Annotated in this window: 11 protein-coding genes; 7 read left to right on the top strand and 4 right to left on the bottom strand. The window is 52.2% G+C overall.

The features are described from left to right. Window positions 1-2: 2 nt before the first annotated feature. The 4 genes from TX85_RS23250 (at window position 3) to hflX (ending at window position 11,536) form a co-directional block, all read left to right on the top strand. The gene (locus tag TX85_RS23250) at window positions 3-1,208 is read left to right on the top strand and encodes a response regulator transcription factor (RefSeq protein ID WP_044482292.1); all 1,206 of its coding nucleotides are present in this window, start codon (window positions 3-5) and stop codon (window positions 1,206-1,208) included. After that, window positions 1,208-3,097: a substrate-binding domain-containing protein gene (locus TX85_RS25580; RefSeq protein WP_049895202.1), complete on the top strand. Its 1,890-nt coding sequence runs from the start codon at window positions 1,208-1,210 to the stop codon at window positions 3,095-3,097. The genes TX85_RS23250 and TX85_RS25580 overlap by 1 nt, the downstream gene beginning before the upstream one ends. 119 nt (window positions 3,098-3,216) lie before the next feature. Beyond that, window positions 3,217-9,798 carry a family 43 glycosylhydrolase gene (locus TX85_RS26620; protein WP_049895200.1) on the top strand — a complete coding sequence of 2,194 codons (6,582 nt, stop codon included), beginning with the start codon at window positions 3,217-3,219 and terminating at the stop codon, window positions 9,796-9,798. Between the two features lie 457 nt (window positions 9,799-10,255). After that, entirely contained in the window at window positions 10,256-11,536 is a 1,281-nt protein-coding gene (gene hflX, locus TX85_RS23235; protein ID WP_044482291.1) for a GTPase HflX, read from the top strand. Between the two features lie 66 nt (window positions 11,537-11,602). On the opposite strand, the gene TX85_RS23230 is transcribed toward hflX, so the two are convergent. Both TX85_RS23230 and TX85_RS23225 read right to left on the bottom strand, forming a co-directional pair. Then, window positions 11,603-13,171, bottom strand: coding sequence for a sensor histidine kinase (locus TX85_RS23230; RefSeq protein WP_044482290.1), 1,569 nt, complete (start codon window positions 13,169-13,171; stop codon window positions 11,603-11,605). Next, window positions 13,168-13,854 carry a response regulator transcription factor gene (locus tag TX85_RS23225; RefSeq protein ID WP_044482289.1) on the bottom strand — a complete coding sequence of 229 codons (687 nt, stop codon included), beginning with the start codon at window positions 13,852-13,854 and terminating at the stop codon, window positions 13,168-13,170. The genes TX85_RS23230 and TX85_RS23225 overlap by 4 nt, the downstream gene beginning before the upstream one ends. A 512-nt stretch (window positions 13,855-14,366) precedes the next feature. Between TX85_RS23225 and TX85_RS23220 the strand changes: the two genes are divergently transcribed. Continuing rightward, entirely contained in the window at window positions 14,367-15,299 is a 933-nt protein-coding gene (locus TX85_RS23220; protein ID WP_044482288.1) for a manganese-dependent inorganic pyrophosphatase, read from the top strand. A 758-nt stretch (window positions 15,300-16,057) separates the two neighbouring features. Here the strand turns inward: TX85_RS23220 and TX85_RS23205 are convergent. Next, complete coding sequence (locus tag TX85_RS23205; protein WP_044482285.1) at window positions 16,058-17,335, bottom strand: MFS transporter; 1,278 nt, start codon at window positions 17,333-17,335, stop codon at window positions 16,058-16,060. Between the two features lie 184 nt (window positions 17,336-17,519). On the opposite strand from TX85_RS23205, the gene TX85_RS23200 reads away from it, so the two are divergent. Beyond that, the gene (locus TX85_RS23200; RefSeq protein WP_044482284.1) at window positions 17,520-19,766 is read left to right on the top strand and encodes an ATP-binding protein; all 2,247 of its coding nucleotides are present in this window, start codon (window positions 17,520-17,522) and stop codon (window positions 19,764-19,766) included. On the opposite strand, the gene TX85_RS23195 is transcribed toward TX85_RS23200, so the two are convergent. Then, window positions 19,767-20,069: a hypothetical protein gene (locus TX85_RS23195; RefSeq protein WP_044482283.1), complete on the bottom strand. Its 303-nt coding sequence runs from the start codon at window positions 20,067-20,069 to the stop codon at window positions 19,767-19,769. Between the two features lie 266 nt (window positions 20,070-20,335). Here TX85_RS23195 and TX85_RS23190 point away from each other — a divergent pair, with 266 nt between their 5' ends. Continuing rightward, window positions 20,336-21,682 carry an amino acid permease gene (locus TX85_RS23190; protein ID WP_044482281.1) on the top strand — a complete coding sequence of 449 codons (1,347 nt, stop codon included), beginning with the start codon at window positions 20,336-20,338 and terminating at the stop codon, window positions 21,680-21,682. Window positions 21,683-21,684 lie beyond the last annotated feature (2 nt).

Here is a 21,684-nt window from a genome sequence, read left to right as displayed (position 1 = left end):
TCATGTGGAAGCTGCTAATCGCTGATGATGAGCCGAAGATTCGACGGGGGCTGGCCAAGATCATGCCCTGGCAGGAATGGGGCATTGAGCTTGTGGGTGAAGCGGAAGACGGCCAACGGGCGCTGGAGCAGGTGGAAGGACTTCAACCGGATATTCTGTTTATGGATATCAATATGCCTTTTATTAACGGACTGGATCTGATTGAACAAATGAGGCCTTACCTTCAGCGCTGCATCGTTATTGTCATTACCGGCTATGATGAATTCGCCTATGCCCAGAAGGCATTGAAGCTCCGGGTGTTCGATTACATTCTGAAGCCGGTTATCAAGTCAAAGCTGGAGTCTGTTATTGCCCGGGCCGTGGAGAGCCTGGAGCAGTCCCGGCTGAAGGAGGAGAAGCAGCGATGGCTGGGAGAACAGCTTCAGTCCCATTCCTCTCTGATCCGGGATCGGTTCCTAATGAATTGGCTGGAGGGACTGACTCAGCAGGAGGAGGAGATACGCAGGAGCCTGAATTTTTTCGAGCTTCAACTGGAGGAAGCCTGCGGCATGCTGGTCGTGAAGGTGATGAGTCATCTGGACACCGGTTATACCCATCGGGAATGGGACAAGGATTTGCTTGAGTTTGCCGCCAGAAATGTGGTTGAAGATGCTGTCCGCTCCGAGCAGGCCATTGTCTTCGGGGACCAAAGGGGGCATATTGTCGTTCTGTATACGAGCCCGGTGCATATGCAGCGTACGGAGCTTGGAGAGAAGGTCCAGCAGAAGCTTGAGAATATCCTTGAAAAGGTCGTGCTGTATGAGCAGAGCAATGTGTCAAACGGGGTGGTAGAAATACCCGCCAAGTACATGGAAATGCTCACTGAGCTCAAGAAGAAAGGCAGTCTGTCTCCGGTCGTTATGCTGGCCAAGAAGTACATCGACCGCAATTATCATCAGCCGGAGCTGTCACTGAGCGATGTCGCAGAAGGCGTCCAGGTCAGCCCGACTTATCTGAGCAAGCAATTAAAGCGGGAGCTGGGGCTGTCCTTTATCGATTATTTAACCGAGGTGCGTATTCGCCGAGCCATCCAAATGATGACCGATCCGGCGGCCAAGGTCTATGAAATTGCCGAAATGGTCGGCTATAGCAGCCAGCATTATTTCAGCAACACCTTCAAGAAGGTGACCGGAATCTCGCCGTTAATGTACCGGAAGGGGCAGCGCTGATGAGCAGAACGGTAAGGGGGATCATGGTGCTTTTCCTGCTGGGGCTATGCCTTCTGGCTTGGCAATACAAATGGTTTGACAGCAAGGAGACCGGGAATGAGGTTCGATATCTGATCGGGGTATCGCAGCCCAACCTGTCGGAGCCTTGGCGGGTGGTGATGAATGAAGAGATTCTTGAGGAAGTGCAGCGCCGGGATGACGTCAGAGTGATCTTCATGGATGCCAGCCAGACCAGCGGACAGCAGGCGAAGGATGTAAAGAATCTGCTTGAATACGGAATCGATCTGCTGATTGTCTCGCTGGATGACCCGGTTGCCTTAACGCCTGCGATTACCGAGGCTTACAGCAAGATCCCGGTCATCGTCATGGGCAGGGGAGTGACTGGATACGATTACTCCCTGTACATCGGTACAGATAATGAAATGATGGGCCGAAAGGCCGGGGAATTCGCATTGGAAACCTTGGGGGAGCAGGGGGGCAGAGTGGTTGAAATCCAGGGGCTGGAGGGCTCGCCCAGTGTGACGGAACGAAGCATGGGGTTCCGCGATATCGTGGATAACGCCGGGAAGGTGCAGATTGTCAGGACCTTTCAGGCAGACTGGCAGCGGGATAAAGCGGAGGATCTGTTGACCCGCTGGTTTGCTGACAACCGGAATGTGGATCTTGTGTTTGCCCATAATGAAGCGATGGCATTGGGGGCTTACCGCGCAGCTCAGAACTCCGGATTGCCCCATCTGGATATTATCGGCATTGACGGTGTGAATTCGGAGAATGGAAGCTATCATTTGATCTCGGACAACCAGCTTACAGGTACATTCACCAGCCCGACCGGGGGAAAAGAGGCCGTCAATTATGCGATCGATATTTTGAATAAGGAGAAGGGGATCCCAAAGCAGGTCATCTTAAGGAGCCAGAAGATCACCGCCGATAGCAGTCTTGGCGCTGAAGGGCTTGAGGGTGATAAGCAAGCCTTGAACGGAAAAACGGAAAAGAAGGTGAATACCAAGAAGAACAAAATTGTGCTCGGGTTTGCCCAGGTGGGTACAGAGAGCAGTTGGAGGCTGGCGAATACGAAGTCGGTGATTGAGGCCGCCAAGGAGGCGGATATTGAGCTTATCTATGATAACGCCGAGCAGTCGCAGGAGAAGCAAATTGAAATTATCCGCAGGTTTATCAAGCAGAAGGTTGACGTGATCGCCTTCTCGCCCAAGACGGAATCAGGCTGGGAGACTGTTCTGCAGGAAGCAAAGGAAGCAGGGATTCCGGTTATTCTGTCGGACCGGGAGGTGAATGTCAGCGACGATACCCTGTGGACGGCTTATATAGGCTCGGATATGACGGATGAGGGGCGCCGGGCTGCGAACTGGCTCGTCAAGAATGTGAGGGAGAAGGAGCAATACCGCATGATTGAGCTGCAAGGAACAGAGAAATCGGCGCCGGCCCTCGGCCGTAAGAAGGGCTTCGATGAGGTGATCCGGCAGTTCAGCCAGTACGAGCTGCTCTCTTCTTATTACGGAGATTACACGCTGCAAAGCGGCAGGCTCATGATGGAGCAAGCCCTGCAGCAATACGGAGATCAGATCGATATTGTCTATTCCCACAATGACGATATGGCGCTGGGTGCCATTCAGGCTATTGAGGATTACGGGCTGGCTCCGGGCAAGGATATGATCCTGATCTCCATCGATGCGACAAGGCCGGCGTTTCAGGCCATGGCTGCCGGGAAGCTGAACATGGCGGTAGAGTGTAATCCGCTCCTCGGACCGCAATTGATGAAGGCGGTACGGGACTTGATGGACGGCAAGGATTTGCCTATGAAGATTATTACCGCGGAAGGATTGTTTCCGATGGAGACTGCCAAGCGAGAGCTGCACAACCGGGAGTTTTAGGGCGGAATATTACATGAAATGCCGTGATTTTATAAATACTTCCTTGCCATGCGATTTCTATAATGTAAATGTGATATTCCTTATAGCACTGACCAAAACTTTTTGAAGGAGGAAGGGACTTGTTATTTTCATGGAAAAAGGCAACCCGCGGAGCACTCAGACAGACGCTATCCATCTTCATATCGGTTTCAGTCGTCCTTTCACTGTTTCAACCCTTGAATGCGCTTGCAAGCGCAAATCCGGTTCCGTCATCGGATCCGCCTAAGAATGTGTTCAAGGAGGATTTCAACGATGGGGCTGCCGCAGGCTGGGTTACTTATGCGGCAGCGAATGGCGGCAATGCCTGGCAGGTAAATCATGGACAATATCAAGTAACCGGCTCGGACGGAACCAAGTCGGTGTATCCAGACGCTTCGTTCACTGATTTGGTCTACGAGGCAGATTTCGCTGTAGGGGGGGATAATGACGACTCTACCGGCGTGCTCTTTCGAGTCTCGGATCATCTGAACGGAAATGTTGCCGACGGCTATAACGGCTACTATGTCTCTTTGAGGGTTGACAAGAAGGCCATGCTGGGCCGGGTTACTGGCAACAATGAGTGGAAGGAGCTTCAGACCGTTTCAATCCCCTGGAGGAGCGGGCATTTGAAGGTGGTTGCAGTGGGCAATCACCTTCAGGTATTTGTGAACAACATGGACTCTCCGGTGATTGATTACATCGATCAGGACGGCAAAGAGATTACGGAGGGCGGAGCCATTGGCTTGCGTACCTGGTGGGGAACCTCGACGATTGATAATATCGTCGTTAAGGAATATGCAGAGCTTCAGACAAGTGCACCGATGTTCAGTCTTGCGGGCGGACATAATGAAAGCTCTCAGCTCGTAACATTGTCTTCGGCAGCAGATGATGCGGTCATCCGGTATACGACGGACGGGAGCGAGCCTGACCGTCAGTCGCGTATTTACCGCTCTCCGATCCTTGTATCCTCTGCGAAGATGATCAAGGCATATGCGGAGAGAGCGGGAGAGATGGTCTCGGACACGGTGACTGCGTTATATACCGTTGGGGATGCCGAGGTCAGGCTCGAGCCGGGGTTTAGCGATAGCGATGCAGGCGGCTGGACTGCCTTTGACGGCTGGAGAAGCGGTGAATGGTCCGCAACGGATGCCGTTTATGACGCATGGTCCGTCACGAATCCGATTGTCCAGGTCTCCGGAGGGGGAGGATCGGCGGATCCATCCATCGTGTTCAAGGACGGCTACTATTATTATGTAAAGTCTGTGAGAGACAGCTCCATTGTGGTGGCGAAAGCCAGAAGGCTTCAGGATATCGGCTCGGCGCCGCGTGTGACCGTCTATACGCCGCCAAGCGGAACGATGTACTCCAAGGATCTATGGGCTCCTGAGCTTCAGTACATTAACGGCAAATGGTACATCTATTTTGCCGCCGATGACGGCGACAATGCCAATCACCGGATGTATGTGCTTGAAGGCAACTCGCAGGACCCGCAGGGAACATATACCTTTAAGGGGAAGATTACCGATTCAACAGATCGCTGGGCGATTGATGGCGCGGTTCTCCAGACCGATAACGGCTCCCTCTACTTCACTTGGTCCGGTTGGGAGGGTACAGTGAATGTCAAGCAAAACCTGTACATTGCACCGATGAGCAATCCATGGACGATCAGCGGACCGAGAGTCATGCTCTCAACCCCGACAGAAGCCTGGGAGCTGAATGGCCAGCCCTATATTAATGAAGGTCCCGAGCTTCTAAAGAAGGACGGCAAGATCTTCATTGTTTATTCGGCGAGCGGCAGCTGGACGGATGATTATGCACTGGGCATGCTGACGAATACAAATGGAAATGTGCTTGATCCGGCTTCCTGGACCAAGAGCGGTCCGGTATTCTCTAAAGCACCTACGGCATATGGTCCCGGCCATAACACCTTCACGGTGTCTCCGGACGGGACGGAGGATTGGCTTGTCTACCATGCTGTGAAAAACTCTGGCGGAGGCTGGGCCAACCGCAGTGTTCGGGCACAGAAATTCACCTGGAACGCCGATGGCACGCCTAATTTTGGGACACCGGTGTCCTATGGCACCGCCATCGAGGAGCCTTCGGGTACTCCTGCTATCGAACGGTATCAATATGAGGCAGAGGATGCGCATTTGGGCGGCAAGGCTGCTATAGTCAACGAAGGGAATGCCTCGGGAGGCAAGGTCGTCGGGCAACTGGATACTTCATCCGATTATGTTGAATTCAGCGTGGATGTAGAGCATGGAGGCGAATATACGCTTATTGTTATGGCTGACAACGGGTCCTCCGGCAGCGGGTTAGCCGAGCAGTCCGTCCGGATTAATGATGGAGCAGCTCAGAGCATTTCTCATTCAAGCTTTGGCTGGGGACACTACAATCCATCCTCGATCGATGTTCATCTTGAGAGCGGTTCGAATACGATACGGATTGCCGGCAAGATGAATTTTGCCCAGGTGGATTATATTGTACTGGAGCGGATTGAAGCAGATTCCGGCAGTAACCCGGTAGAAGACTTATTGCTGGATAAATCCTCGGTTTCCGTCAGAGCGGGTGCCTCTGCCACGGTAGAAGTAGCAGCAAGACCGATTGCTGGAACTGACAAGATGCTTGCAGCGGTCTCCTCCGACAGCCAGGTGGCCGAGGTTGCCTGGAGCGGGAAGGATACGGCTACCGGGCGGGCATTCTACACCATAACCGGCATCAAGCCAGGCACGACGACAGTCGAGATTACGAGCAAGTCAAACAGCAGTTTGAAGGTCAAGCTGCCGATTACCGTGCTTGGTGAAGCAAGAGAACCGGATTTGACGGGATTTACGATTGATCATTTTGACGGCTCCCAGTTGGATCCCGCCTGGTCCATCGTAAAGGAAAACAAGGCGAACTGGAGTCTGAGTAAAAATCCGGGAGCCCTGACGATCAATACGACAGCGACTGATGTATACCAGGATAACAACTCCCAAGACAATGTGTTTTTACGGGAGGTATCCAAGAACAGTGATTTTGAAATCATCGCCAAGATGACGATGCCCATTACGGCCAATCATGAGCAGGCGGGAATGTTTGTGTGGAAGGATGCGGACAATTTCGTGAAGCTGGGTCATGTATGGAGCAACGGCCGAATTATCGAGACGGCCTATGAGTTGAACCGTACCTACCGCAAGCCGGGCAACTACGCTGCGCATCCGGGCGGAGACACCATGACGCTCAAAATCCGCAAAATGGGCAACGTATATACAACCTTCTACTGGGATGGCTACCAATGGGTTCAGGCATCGGATCCGGTGACGGCAGATCTTGGCGACGTCAAGGTAGGCTTCTATGCCAATAGCATTGTATCCGGCGTTTCCAAGCAAGCGGTCTTCGATTATTTCGCGGTCCGCGAAATGACCGGCGGCGTTGAAGTGACGCCGAAGACAGCGGCGCTGAAGGTTGGGGAAAGCCTGCAGCTTACCAACACGGGAGCAAGCGGAGAGCATGTCATATGGGCTTCATCAAATACAAGTATTGCCGAGGTAAATGCCTCCGGTCTTGTCCAGGCCAAGGCGCCGGGACGGACGATAATTACTGCGAAGGACCACAGCGGCAATTACAGCTCACAGGCTGTGATTACAGTGGAGGACTCAAGCGCCGTACCGGAGGTCTTATATGAGGAGGATTTCGAACAAGGCAATATTTCCGATTGGGAGACCTACGGAGGAACCTGGAAGATCTCTTCGGATCATGCTCTGACTGTGAATAGCGGAGCAGGCTACAAGGCTCTGCTGAAGAGGAAGCACTTCACAGATTACATTTATGAAGCTGACGTCACTTTAGTGAGCGGAACGGAGGCGGGCCTGATCTTCCGGACTGCCAATGCCGCAGTCGGACCGGATGCTCTGGACAGTTATTATATAGGCATCAATGCGGCCAACAAATCGGCAGTCTTCGGGGAGATGAAAGGCGGAATCTGGCGGGAGATTGCTGCCCGACCGCTGCCGATCCATTTGAATCAGACCTATAGGATCAAAGCCGTTGTGGAGGATGAGCATATCCAGATTTACATCAACGATAATCCATTGAATTTAAATCCTTATCCGAAGTTTGATTTGACGGACAGTGCTCATCCAGGCACAGGAGCGATCGGCTTCAGAACCTGGAATGCCGAGGCCAAGTTCGACAATGTGAAGGTAAGCTCGTATGCGGAACAACTCCCGGAACAGACCTATTCCAACCCTGACTTGTTACCGGGCATCGCCGATCCTTACGTGCTGTTCCACGACGGAATCTATTATTTGTACGGCACTCATACGGCGGATTGGCCGGGTATGCAGAACGGTATCAAGGCATATACCTCAACCGACCTAGTGCACTGGGAGGATCAAGGCTATGCCTTAAGCAAGGAAGACACCTGGGGCAATAACCGGTTCTGGGCGCCGGAGGTGATCGAGAAGAACGGAACCTTCTACATGTACTATGCCGTAGAAGAACGCCTTGCCGTTGCGACGAGTGAATCGCCTTTAGGGCCGTTTGTACAGGATGTTCAGGCGCCGCTTCATCTGAATACGCCTGAGATTGATGCGCATATTTTTACGGATGATGACGGCAAGAGCTATATGTATTTTGTTCGGTTCAACAATAATAATCACATCCTGGTTGCGGAAATGAACGAAGATATGAAGTCCATTAAGGAAGACACCGTCCAATTTGTGTTTGCGCCTACGCAAAACTGGGAGCTAAGCACAAAGCAGCCGGCAGCAAGGATCAATGAGGGACCGTTTGTAATCAAGCATAATGGAACCTATTATATGACTTACTCGGGGAATCACTTTGAAAGTCCGGATTACGGGGTCGGATATGCGACAGCGCCAACGCCGACGGGTCCATGGACGAAGTATGAATATAACCCGATCATGAAGTCAAACATACTGGTGCCGGGTGCGGGTCATCACTCTCTCATCTATTCGCCGGCTGGATCCGAATTGTTTATGGTCTACCATACGCACTATCGCGTGGGTCAGACGGAGCCGCGAAAGCTGGCGATTGACCGCGTTCAATTCGTTCCGCAAGAGAGCGGACCGGATGCGATGGAGGTATGGGGACCAACGGTTACGCCGCAGCCGATGCCTTCCAGTAAGAGCATTGAGCCTGAACCGGTCGCCGTGGAGAGCGTTGCGGTATCCGGAGCCGGCGGTGTTTCGAGTATTACAAGTAGGGGCGGGACTCTGCAACTGCTTGCCGAAGTGCTTCCGGCAAATGCTGGCGATAAGCGTGTGAACTGGTCGATCATCAACGGCAATGCATACGCAGATCTCTCGCTTGCCGGGTTATTAACCGCCAAAGGTAACGGAACGGTGACCATTCGGGCAACCTCTGTAAGCACCCCGGACATCTTTGGGGAAATCACTGTAGTTATTTCCGGGCAGCAAGCCGCTTCTGGCGGAGGGGGGACACCTGCAACACCGGGCGGATCTTCTTCTCCTTCACCGGGCACGCCGGATTCAGGAACGAAGCCTTCGGATACGGCAGGACAAGTGAATGGAAACAGGCTGCAGCTAACCGAAGCTAAGCCTGATGCGAATAGGGCCGTATTCTACGAAGTGCCGGCTGATCTGTTCATCCAGGCAGCTGCAAAATCGGCGAATGGAACGGTGGCAATTGTTGCCGCATCAGGCGCTGCGGACCGTGCAGCTATTGCCTTGAAGGCAGAGCTTCTTGATGCCGCATCCAAGCAGGGAATCAAGCAACTGAGTCTTGATCTGGGCTTTGCCGCGGTAGCCTTCGATCCGTCTGCACTTCCGTCAAAGCTAACGGCAAGCGGAACACTCACCTTGAAGGTATCCAGGAACGGTGAACAGCCTGATCTGACAGGGGTCAACGGCTTAAGCGGAGTCATTGCCGCGTACGAGGTTGTCTTGGAGCACGATGGCAAAATCGTATCCGGGCTTGCTAAGCGCATGCTTCGGATCGGATTGGATTACAAGCTGGAGTCAGGCCAAGAGCCGGAACATGTCATTGTATTCTTCATAGATGACGCGGGACAACCGCAGCTAATCGTAAATGGGGCTTATCATTCCGATACAGGCAAGGCGGAGCTGTCAGCTTCCAACTTGGGCACTTACGCCGTTGCCTATCGAGATATCACCTTCGAAGATCTGAATCATGCCGCATGGGCGCGTCAGGGAATCCGCGCACTCGCGGCCAGAGGAATCCTTCAGGGAACCGGTGATAACAAATTCCAGCCAGGAGCAAAGGTATCGCGGGCTGAATTTGTCTCGATGCTGATCCGCTCCTTTGAGTTAAGCGATGCTAACGCATCCAGCGCCTTTACGGATGCCAAGACAGGAGCTTGGTATTACGAAGCCGTCGCAAGCGCGCAGAAGCTGGGAATTGTAAACGGCAAGCCGGACGGCAGCTTCGGCGTCGGCGATGACATTAGCAGACAGGAGATAGCTGCCATGGCCTATCGTGCTGCGCAGTTGGCTGGAATCCAATTCAGCGCTTCTTCTATCGACGCTTCCTTCCTCGATCAGGAGAAGATTTCCGCGTATGCGCAAGAAGCTGTTGCTGTCCTGAAAGCTTCAGGCATCATCAACGGCAAAGGAAATAACCTGTTTGCACCACAGGATTCCGCCACACGAGCTGAAGCGGCAATAATCATCTATCATTTATTCAATCTGATACCGTAAGATGAAGAGAAGGGCTGTCTCCTTGGATCTCTGACCTATGGAGACAGCATCTTTTTCCGCCATGAACTGCAAACGCAAATTGTCAGGCGAACCGCTTTATGTTACAGTAGAACTATCTTAAGCGAACGGAGGGTTCCTCGTGATTAATATTAAATTCCGTTTTTCCACTTTGCGCGGCTAATTGAATAGTGCTCAAAGGCTCTGCACCTGTGCAGGGCAAACGGGATTGGTATGCTATGACGAAGGGACTCATTTTTTGAATAGAATATGCCGACTAAAGGAGAAGCCGCCGGGAGCGCGCATTATTTGCCGCGGACCAAGGCCTTCTCACCTTTATTTTCGTTTGTTCCGACACAGGCTGCTGCCTGTGTTTTTTGTTATGCAGAGCACATTCCCGCGCGATTGAACATGACCGTAATGGTTAAACCTATTCATGAACGCTAGGGAGGAATATGTTATGGAACAATTAAAGCAGAATGCCGTTTTGGTCGGTGTAAACCTGAATCATCAGAAGGATTTCGAATACTCCATGGAGGAGCTTGCCAATCTAGCTGAGGCCTGTGACATTGAGGTCGTGGCGACACTTACCCAGAACCTGGCCAAGATTAATTCGTCTCACTATATTGGGACCGGGAAAATAGAAGAGGTTCGAGCGCTCCTGGAAGCCAATGACGGAAATCTCGTCATTTTTAATGATGAGCTGTCCCCTTCGCAGATCCGCAATCTGGAGGCAGACCTGGACTGCAAAGTTATTGACCGAACCGTGCTGATTCTCGATATTTTCGATCAGCGGGCTCGGACGCGCGAGGCGCAGCTTCAGGTAGAGGTTGCACATCTGAAATACATGCTGCCGCGCCTTGTCGGGATGCGGGAATCGCTTGGCCGCCAGGGCGGCGGTGTGGGCACCAAGAACCGCGGTGCCGGGGAGACAAGGCTGGAGCTGGACCGCCGGCGGATTGAAGAGAAGATTACAGCGTTAAGCCGAGAGCTGGAGACGCTGACACTGCATCGGCAGACGCAACGGAAGCAGCGCAAGAAGAATGATTTTCCCGTGGTCTCTCTGGTCGGTTACACCAATGCAGGCAAATCTACGATAATGAATGCGATGCTGGAGCGGTTCAACCCGGAGCAGGAGAAGCAGGTGCTGGAGAAGAATATGCTGTTCGCCACTCTGGAGACCTCGGTCCGCAGTATTCCGCTTGAGGATAACAAGACCTTTCTGCTCACCGATACGGTCGGCTTCGTCAGCAAGCTGCCCCATCATCTGATCAAGGCGTTTCGGTCTACCCTGGAGGAAGTGGCGGAGGCGGACTTGCTGATCCATGTCGTGGATTATGCCAACCCGGAGTATGAGCGTATGATCGATATTACGAACAGGACACTGGAGGACATCGGCATCAAGGATATCCCCGTTATCTATGCCTATAACAAAGCAGACCTGACCGAGCAGGCGATCCCCGAAACGCTGGACAATCGGATCTACCTCTCGGCCAAACGCCGGATCGGCATTGAGGAGCTGGCGGGCTTGATCTCCCGGCAAGTCTTCAAGGATTACATCCGTTGCGACATGCTGATTCCTTATGATCAAGGCGCTGTCGTCTCTTATCTGAATGAGCATGCGAATATTCTGCATACGAGCTATGAAGAGGAAGGCACGCGGCTTGCCCTGGAATGCAGACAGAGTGATTATGGCAAATATGAGCATTATGTCGTGGAGCCAATTGAGATTGAAGCTTAACATCTGCTAACAACAGACTGGGCCAGCCCAGTGCCTCCAAAGTGGAGGAACGGGCTGGCCCTGTTATTAATGGGAGGGAGCGTCCGCCGCTAGGATAGGCAGCTTCACGATGAATGCCGCACCTTCACCCGGCGTGCTGTCGACCTCGATCTGTCCGCCATGGACCTCAACAATCGATTGAGTGATCGCAAGCCCCAGGCCTGCCCCGCCCTGACGGTTGCGGACCCGGGAGACCTCGCTTCTGTAGAAGCGTTCGAATACATGGGGGAGATGCTCCGGTGTAATCCCCGGACCGTTGTCCTTCACCCGGAGTTCGGCCCAGTTGCCTGCAAGGACAGACAGGGAAATATGGATGATTCCCAGCCCGGGGTCTGTGTGCTGTACCGCATTGTGGAACAGATTCAGAATTACCTGCTTGATTCTGTCGCGATCCGTCATAGCCCGGATATGCGGAGCCAGAGAGAAGATGACCTTCCGTTCTCCGGCCAGCATCCGCAGCTGCGGCTCCATCTCTTCAATCAATGTATCCAGCGAAGTCTCGGATCTGCTGACAGCAGGAGTTCGGTCCAGCTTCGCAAGGATCAGCAAATCCTCGACCAGCTTCTTCATCCGCTTGGCTTCGCCAAGCATGCTTCCAAGCGCCGCATTCAGCTGTTCCGGTTTCTCGGCGGCACCGCGCAGCAGCACCTCAAGGAAGCCGTGAATCGAAGTGAGTGGTGTCCGCAGCTCATGGGAGGCATCCGCGATAAACCGCTGCATATGCTCCTTGGCCTCCCGCTCATTTTCAAAGGAAGCCTCCAGCCGCTCCAGCATCCCGTTGAACGATTCCGCTAACCGGTCGATCTCGCTCTGCCCGAGAGAGGTATCAAAGCGGCGGTCCAGCTTGCCGGCATCCAGCTCTTCAACCGTCTTCACCATCTGATTCAGCGGAGTCAAGGTTTTGCGTAGAATCGACAGATAGAGCATCAGCCCGGCACCGAGCGCGATGAGGGACAGACTGATGAAGATAGTCAGCTGCCGCCAGGCAATAGCCTTCAACGGCGCTGTAGAGATGCCCATCTGAATCAACAGATCCCAGCTTCGCGGCCCGTCGGCAGGACGGAACACAAGAAGCTGCTCAGTGCCATTTTGATCATGCGCGATTTGATAAGCCCGTATATTTCGGGTGTCCCATTCCTTCCGGATCTTGCTGTATTGCTCCGATGTCAGTTGCGGGGCGGGAAGCCCGGATTCGTTGGAGGAGGGGTTAATCAGTTCGTTCTCTGCATTGATCAATGCAATCGAGGTGTCCGGCAGAAATAAGAACGGCCTCCGCTCCCCGGCCTCGGACGTATCGTAAGGAGGCGATGCAGAGGGCGGCACAAGCGCCGTACCTGCCTCATTCTTGAACCGGTTCCGGATAATCCAGCTGTTCTCTCCCAAGAGCTCCTTCGGAAGGCCGCGGATCTGCGATTGCAATGTCTCAGCCTGGTTACTGTACAGGAAATTTTTCATGACAATAAATTGCACGGTACCGATAAGCAGAAGCAGGACAGCAAGAATAATGAGTGATCTGGATAGTAACTGGGTTCGTAAAGAAGCGGGGGAAAAGCTGTCCCGAAGCCTTCCGGACCACCGACGGATGCCGGGCTTCATGGAAGGTCTACGCGGTATCCCGCGCCTCTGAGCGTCCGGATCAACCGATGCTCCCTATCGTTCAGCTTCTCGCGCAAGGAACGGATGTAGACCTCTACAATATTTTCCTCGCCGCCAAAATCATATCCCCAGACCTGCTCCAGAATTTTGCTCTTGCTGAGAACAATGCCGTGATTGATGACAAGATATTTCAAAAGCTCATACTCTGTGGGGGACAGTTCGAGCACGGCCTGGTTATACTGAATCTCCTTCCGCCGGTCATCGAGCTTGAAGGGGCCGAAGCTGACTTCTCCGAACAAGGCGGGGAACTGATTGCGAAGGCGCGCTCCGATTCGGGCCAACAGCTCCTCAAAGCTGAACGGCTTCACTACATAATCATCCGCACCGGTCGTAAGGCCCTTTACCCGATCCTCCACCTCGTCTTTGGCGGTTAGCATAATGATCGCAACATTGTGGAGCGTCTTCTTCAGGAGCCGACAGACCTCCCAGCCGTCCATCCCAGGCATCATCACATCAAGGATAACGACATGAGGCTGGTATTCAACAGCCAGATTCACCGCAGTCATGCCATCGGCGGCAGTCCGGATGTCAAAGCCTTCATTCACAAGTCCGAGCTCAAGAAACTGGGTAATATGCGCCTCGTCATCGACGAGCATTATTTTGACACCCTTGATGTTCTTCATGGTACTAGCCTCCAGTGCAGCGCAAACTATAATTACTTTTAGAGGTCGTTCAAAAAGTCAGCTTTTGATCACGAAGGGGTTCAAGAGGTTGATTCGACATCGAATCTAGCGTTCACCCTCGAAGTCCGAGCGGATGCTTACGAGGTATGCTTCCTTTGGAAGCATTTCGCTCATGTAGGGTTTGCCTACACTCCGTTCCTCCTTCTTCGGGTTCTCGCAACCTTCTCGGTGCTGAAAACCTGACTTTTTGAACTCGTACTTCTATTGTGCCCGATATCGCTGAACATCCGCTGAATGCCGCCTGAGCAGGAACTGAAACTCTTATCGAGGTTGTTCAGAAGGTCATCTTTTGAACACGCACTCATAGCCGAACTCCTGCGGCAGCACGGATTACTTAGATGGTACATGGTTTATCCGGTGCTGTAAATTCATTTCGCTCAGGACAGGTCTTGATTGTAAATCTGGTTGTGAGCTATACTTTTCTAAGCGAAATCATAAAGGAGAGTAATCGAATGGAAAAAGTATTGATTTTCGGACACAAGAACCCGGACACGGATACCATCTGTTCTGCTATTGCCTACGCGGACCTGAAAAAGAAGCTCGGCTGGGATGCTGAAGCTGTGGCTCTCGGCGCACCGAACGGCGAGACTCAATTTGCGCTGCACAAGTTCGGCTTCCAGGCTCCGCGCGTTATTGAATCGGCTTCAGATGAAGTGAAGAAGGTGATTCTGGTCGACCATAACGAACGTCAGCAAAGCGTCTCCGATATTGAGAAGCTTACTGTAGTCGAGGTTATCGACCATCATCGTATCGCGAATTTCGAGACCAGCGGACCTCTGTACTATCGCGCCGAGCCCGTAGGCTGCACTGCGACGATTCTGAACAAGCTGTACAAGGAAAACGGAATTTCCGTTCCTGCGAATATTGCCGGACTGATGCTATCTGCGATTATCTCCGATTCCCTGCTGTTCAAATCCCCAACCTGCACTGAGCAGGATGTAGCTGCTGCCCGCGAGCTTGCTGAAATCGCAGGGGTAAATGCGGAGGAATACGGACTGGATATGCTGAAGGCAGGTGCCGATCTCAGCGATAAGACGATCGAGCAGCTCATTTCGCTGGATGCGAAGGAATTTGATATGGGCGGCTCCAAAGTGGAGATTGCGCAGGTTAATGCGGTAGACGTTCAAGATGTTCTCTCGCGCCAGGCCGAGCTTGAGGCGGCTCTGAATGCAATCGTGGACCGCAAGGGACTGGATTTGTTCCTGTTCGTTGTGACAGACATTCTGAACAATGATTCTGTAGGGCTTGCGCTTGGAAAAGCAGCTGATGCTGTTGAGGCAGCTTATCAGGTGAAGCTGGAGAACAACACCGCCGTGCTGAAGGGCGTTGTATCCCGCAAATCTCAAATCGTTCCTGTTCTTACCGATATTTTCAATCAACGTTGATCGGTATAAGTTGGTTCAACTCATATAAAAGAGACAGCAATAAGAGTCCTGCAACTCCCATGCAAAGGCATGTGGGGTTGTCAGGACTCTTTCTTGTTGCGGTAAACACCGTCTCCAATACGGTTTTCATTCGCTCAGAGCGAAAACGGTTAGTAATGCGGAAATCGGGTCTTTGTCTGCCTGCAATCCACATGAACATTGATGTCTCGTCCACCTCCGGGGTAAGCTGCGTCAAAGCCTCTCCTAATCAGACACCTATTTGTGAGCAACCGGTTCTCTGATTAGACATCTGCTGCTTGCTGTCGGATACTTTAAACTCCTAACGGACATTTTAGATCCTTAGCAGACTTGTTCTTATGATTCGAAGGGTTAACGGACATTTCGGGCGCTTAGGACGCTCAAACGACTCTGGTTCACTCGATTCTACTCTCTAAGCAACCGAAATGTCCGTTACAATTCTGGCTCATCCAAAGGCGGACCGTAAGGAGACATAATGTCCGTTATACCAAGTGTTTACTTCTTTAGACCAAATGTACCGCATTGCTTATATTGGGAAACAGAGTTGATCCCTGCTATATCAAATGTTCGAATGTACAAAGAAACCGTCTCCTATTGGTTTATGGTTGGGTGGCACCACCATTTTCCAGAGAGCGGTTTCTTTATGTTTGACGAAATGAAAGAGGGTGCCCCTCAGTTCATCTTATGATCACTTCTGGGACACCCTTGACAAGGTATTAGCTGGTTTCTGATTAGAGAGCCTAGTGTATCTGAGGAGCCGCTGCTCCGTGCGAAGAATCCAGTGTTGCTGCAGGCTTGTATTTGAAGATTGGAATGAGAATAATCGCTCCAACCAGCATCACAATCCCGGCCATAGAATAAATGCCGACCAGCGGAAAGAGCTTTTTCATTACGCCGGCCAGGGACATCATAATGACCATCATGCCCATGAACATCGGGCTAAGCACGCCGTTTACCCGGCCTACATAGCTTTGCTCGGTGGACTGCAGAATCAGCGTATTGATTCCGATCTGAATGCATGGGAAGGTCAAGCCGTTTAGAAACTGCAGAAATAAGGTTAATGATATGCTATTGGACCATCCCATTCCTATAATACATATCGCGCTGACCGCCGTGCCGAAGGCCAGAAGAATTTGCGGGCGAATCTTGCGGGAGAGCGTCATGATCACGCCGCCGCCTATTAACATCGCTACGCCGTTCACCATAAGGAGATATTGCAGGAACTCCTTGTCTTGACCAAGACGCTCTGTTACCAGGAAGAGTCCGAGCGTCTGAATGGTGCCGATCGCAAAGCCTGCGATTGCAAAGGCCACTCCGAGTACCTTCAGAATCGGACTTTGCCAAACATAGCGGAAGCCGTCACGCAGCTCCTGAAGGATGCTGGAGCCTTTCTTTTCTTTTGACGTGTTATGCTCCTCTTCATCTGCAGGCAGTCGGAACAAGACCAGAGCGGACAGAAGGAACGCAACGCCCATCACCCCGATGGACAAATGAATGCCGAATTGATGGTAAGCGAAGATGCCCAACGAAGGTCCCATCACCATAAAGATGGCAATCAAGGACTGGAACAGCGCCATCCCTTGTTGTACTTTATCCGGATGAACATGCTGCTTGAACAGCTTCATGACCGAGGGCTGTGAGAACTGGGACAGAATGGCGGACACAAAGGTTGCCAGATAGACGCTTTCCCAGGAGCCGTACAGAAGCGTGAGAAGCACTGCAAAGACGGAAACGGCGGATAAGAAATCGCACCAGATCATCGTTCGCTTGGGCCTCCAGCGGTCAGCAAATGCGCCGCCGATGAAGGAGAAGACAAAGATTGGCGCAAATTCGACCACCGAGATCAGGGATATCGCGAGCGGATCACTGTTGGTCTGGTCAGTAACAAACATCAGAATTGCAAAATTACGCACCCAAATCCCGATTTGAAGAAAGATATTCGAGATCAGAATCGTCTGATAGAACTTGTTCTTGAACAAGCTCACCGGGGCGGATTGAACAGAAGCAGAATTAGCCATTATGCGTCACCTCAATATGAATTTATCTCTATACACGGTTTCTCCCAGAGTAATCATAGCTTGACGAAGGCACATTGAAAAGGGAAAAATGAGATATACATAAATTTTACTTTTAAGCTGTTGAACTATAATGATTTAAGAGATAGAACCATTACATCCATTTAACCTAGGGCGGAGGCAGAACATGGACAACAAGCGGGAATATGCGATTGGTGAAGACTTGAGCCGGATGGTTCTGAAGCATATGGAGGATTTGGTGTATTGCTGCGACCTGCAAGGGATCGGAGTCTATTGCTCGCCGTCTTTAGAGAAGAAGCTTGGATATGCGCCGGACGAAATCATCGGTGTCCCGTTCTCGCAATGGGGCTTGCTGGAAGAGACGCGCAGCTGGCAGGACATCGTGCGGAATGGGCGCGGAGAATTACAGGTTACCTTGAAGCACAAGAACGGCGCATACCTGCCTTATGATTTTCACTTCTCGATTGCTGAGGAGACAGATAACGGGCCCTTGTTCATTGTGGTTGGACGCGAGGTCTCTCTCTCCGGAAGTGAAATTGATATCCTGAAAGAGACGATGGGCATGGCGCGGATCGGAAGCTGGGAATGGAGTCTGCCTGACGACAGGGTGATTTGGCTTGGGGATGTGTTCCGGATGCTCCGGTTCGATCAAGCTAACAATACGGTTACGTCGAAAGAGGTCTTAAGCAAGTTCTCGCCCCGTGAACGGGAAAGATTTCTCCAATCACTTGGCGAGGCTCTTGAAAGCGGGGTCTTCGACTTTGAATTCAGGCATACTATTCCGGAGACTGAGACGGAGTACTTGCATTTACGGGGCACAGTAAGCTATGACAACAGTGGAACCCCGGTAAGAATGAGTGGGACCGTGCAGGATATTACCGACCGCAAACGTGTGGAGCGCAAGCTTCAGGAGACGGTAGAGAGGTATAATTCCCTGAAAAAATATAATCATGACGCGGTGTTCTCTCTGGATCTGCGGGGCCATGTGATCAATGCTAACGCTATGGCCGAGAAACTGACGGGCTACGAGATTTCGAAAATGACCGGACAGCGCTTTTCAATGTTCATCGGCGAAAGCAAGCTGCGGGATATTTTATCTGCAGCGAAGTCGAATTTCTCCACGCCGGCAATCGACAAGAGCATTAACAGTATCCGTCAGAAGGATGGACAGGAGGCAGAGGTGCTGGCGACGGTTGCGCCGATCATTATCGGCGGCGAAAATGTCGGATTCTATATTATTGCGAAGGATATCCGGGAACAGAAGCAGCTGTTAATCGCCAAGGAGGCAGCCGAGCGAACAAACCGGGCCAAGAGTGAATTTCTTGCGATGATGAGTCATGGGATTCGGACACCGATGAACGGCATCATCGGAATGACCGATCTGATGATCGAGATGAACGAATTATCGGAAACCCAGAAGGAGTATCTGGAGATTATCCGCAAGAGCGGCGATACCCTGTTGGCCATCATTAATGATATTCTTGATTTCGCAAAAATCGAGGCCGGCAAAAGCGAGCTTCATGAAAGCACATTTGATCTCCGTCTGGCTGTATCCGAGACATTGGATATTCTGAAGATTCGGGCTAACGAAAAAGGGCTTGCGCTTTCCTTTGACGCCGATCCGGCAATTCCTGGGCTCGTCATCGGAGACCCGGACAGGCTCAAGCAGATTTTAATGAATCTGATCGGAAATGCCTTGAAGTTTACTTACTCCGGTGGAATTACGGTTGAAGTCTCCTGTCTGAGCCAGGCCGCACAGCAGCTTCGTCTTTGCTTCGCCGTCAAAGATACCGGCATCGGGATTCCGGAGGAGAAGGTGGCCTTGCTCTTTAAGCCGTTCTCGCAGCTGGATCAATTCATGACACGGCGGTTTGAAGGTACGGGATTAGGACTGGCGATTACGAAGAAGCTGGTAGAGATGATGGAAGGGAAAATATGGGTTGAGCAGCATCAGGGGCCGGGGGTGACCTTTAAATTCGAGGTGACGCTTGGCGCTGTCTATCCGCAGGAGGATGAAGATCCGGGTATGGAGCAGCATCAGGGAGCGAGGAAGCTGCACATACTGATTGCTGAAGATAACGAAGTGAATCAGATTGTGCTCCAGAAGATGCTAGAGCAGCAAGGACATACGACCAAGACAGTGGCGAATGGTTACGAGGTTATTCAAGCGGTGGCATATGAAGCCTTTGATATTATTTTCATGGATGTGCACATGCCTGAAATGAATGGACTTGATGCTGCCAGAGTATTGAAAGAGACCCTGGCACCTGGGGCTTGTCCCGCCATTATTGCGGTAACCGCTAATGCGTTGAATGAGGATCGGGACCTTTGCCTGCAGGCGGGGATGGATGATTATATTTGTAAGCCGTTAAAGAGCACTATCATCTCCGAGACACTTCAGAAATATATTTGATCAAAGAAGGCGGAATCGCTCCAATTGCTCCCAAAGCTGTTCCTGAATCAGAATCTCCCGCTGTTTGTGTCCAAGCAGATCGAAGTGGGGGAAGGGCGGACGGTGGTGAATGTAATCCGGGCTTAGGTCATGCCGCAGACACCAGTCCTCCAGGCGCACAAGATCATTGCACCCTACCTTGGTCACGGTTTTGATGCCAGGGAACCGCGGATCGAGCCAGTAGTGGGTCAAATAGGCGATCTCCCCTCGGGAGACCGCCTGTTTCCATTGATTAAGTTCTTGTCTGCTGATGCCAAAAGCCATAGCTATACCTCCGCTGAGCGCTCTAATTAAGCCATTATAACACAGCAACTGAGCTGAAGAGATGGGCCCGTCGCCTCCAGGGAGGATAGAACCTCGATTTCTCCGCTGCGGGGCACAAGAAGAAATCCGGTTTATCGGCAGCAATAGGAAACGTACGTATTTTAATTCCGATTTCCTCCAACAATATAAATTCCAGTGCAATTATAGAAACCCAGAGAGTTAAGGACTGCATCCGGAAAATTTCGAGATCATTGGAGGAGTAAAGGGTGAAGGAAAAAGGAAGACAGGGGGATCAAGAGAAGGGCGGATTAGCCTGGTGGCAATTGGCTTTGCTGGGGGTTGCGTCAACCGTTGGCACCGGGTTCTTCCTCGGTTCGGCGATCGGGCTAAAGGCGGCAGGACCGGCTTTCTTAGCAGGTCTGCTGCTCGCTTCCTTTGCTACCTATACCGTATTCGAATCTCTGGCCAAAATGACGGCCCAGCAGCCCGAGAAAGGATCCTTCCGGACCTATGCCAAGCAGGCGTTCGGACGCTGGGCCGGCTTCAGCAGCGGCTGGGTCTATTGGTTATCGGAGATTCTCATCATGGGAAGCCAGCTGACCGCAATATCCATGTTTGCCCGCTTCTGGCTGCCGAATCTGCCGCTTTGGATGTGCGCGACAGCCTTCGCGGTCCTGGCTCTGCTGATCATTTTTCTGGGCAACCGGGGATTTGATACGACCGAGAATATTCTGTCTGTCGCCAAGCTGGCGGCAACGGTAATGTTTATTATCATAGCCGCTGCGGCCTGGATGGGGTGGCTCCACGGGGAGCGGCCGAAGGGAGGGCTCGAGGCCTATCGCAACTGGCTGCCTGGGGGCTGGATCGGCGCCTGGTCCAGTCTCATTTTCGCCTTCTATGCCTTTGGCGGAATTGAGGTCATGGGCATGATGGCCTTTCGGATGAAGCAGCCCAAGGATGCGCCGAAGGCCGGCAAGGTCATGCTGCTGCTCCTGACGGTTCTGTACGGCTTGACCATCGGACTGGTGCTGTCCCTGATCGCACCGGATAAGCTGAACCCGAAGGAAAGTCCGCTGATCACGGCGCTGAGCCAATTTCATTTGCCCTTTATCCCCCATGTATTCAACGCGGTATTGATTATCGCGGGCTTCTCCACGATGGTTGCTTCCTTGTATGCGGTCGTGACCATGCTCGTCACCCTCTCGGAAGAACACGATGCGCCGGCGGTTTTTTCCAGAACCGCGATGAAAGACCGACCTATGTATGCTCTGGGCATGTCGGCCATCGGGCTCGCGGCTTCCATCGTATTATCCCTTCTCATTCCCGGCACGATCTACGAGACGATTACGATAGCTGCCGGGCTGCTGCTGCTCTATAATTGGGTTTTTATTTTGCTCTCCGCAGGCGGAGTTCTGAAAGAAGGGAGCAAGGGGCGGATCAAGCGGATGACCGGTCTTGCCTTCATTATAATAGCTGTCTTCGGCACCATGGCAAGGGGGCCGGGAAGGCCGGGTTTCTGGGGGAGTCTCGGATTCTTGGCGCTAATCGCCCTCGTCGCCTGGTTCATGCAGCGCAAAGTATGGAGCAAGCAGCAGGCGGGCGGACAGAGCTGAGG

The sequence above is a fragment of the Paenibacillus antibioticophila genome, from assembly GCF_000455265.1.
Classification (GTDB): domain Bacteria; phylum Bacillota; class Bacilli; order Paenibacillales; family Paenibacillaceae; genus Fontibacillus; species Fontibacillus antibioticophila.
Note: the sequence above shows the minus strand (reverse complement) of the source record. Positions and strands in the feature narration are given on the sequence as shown.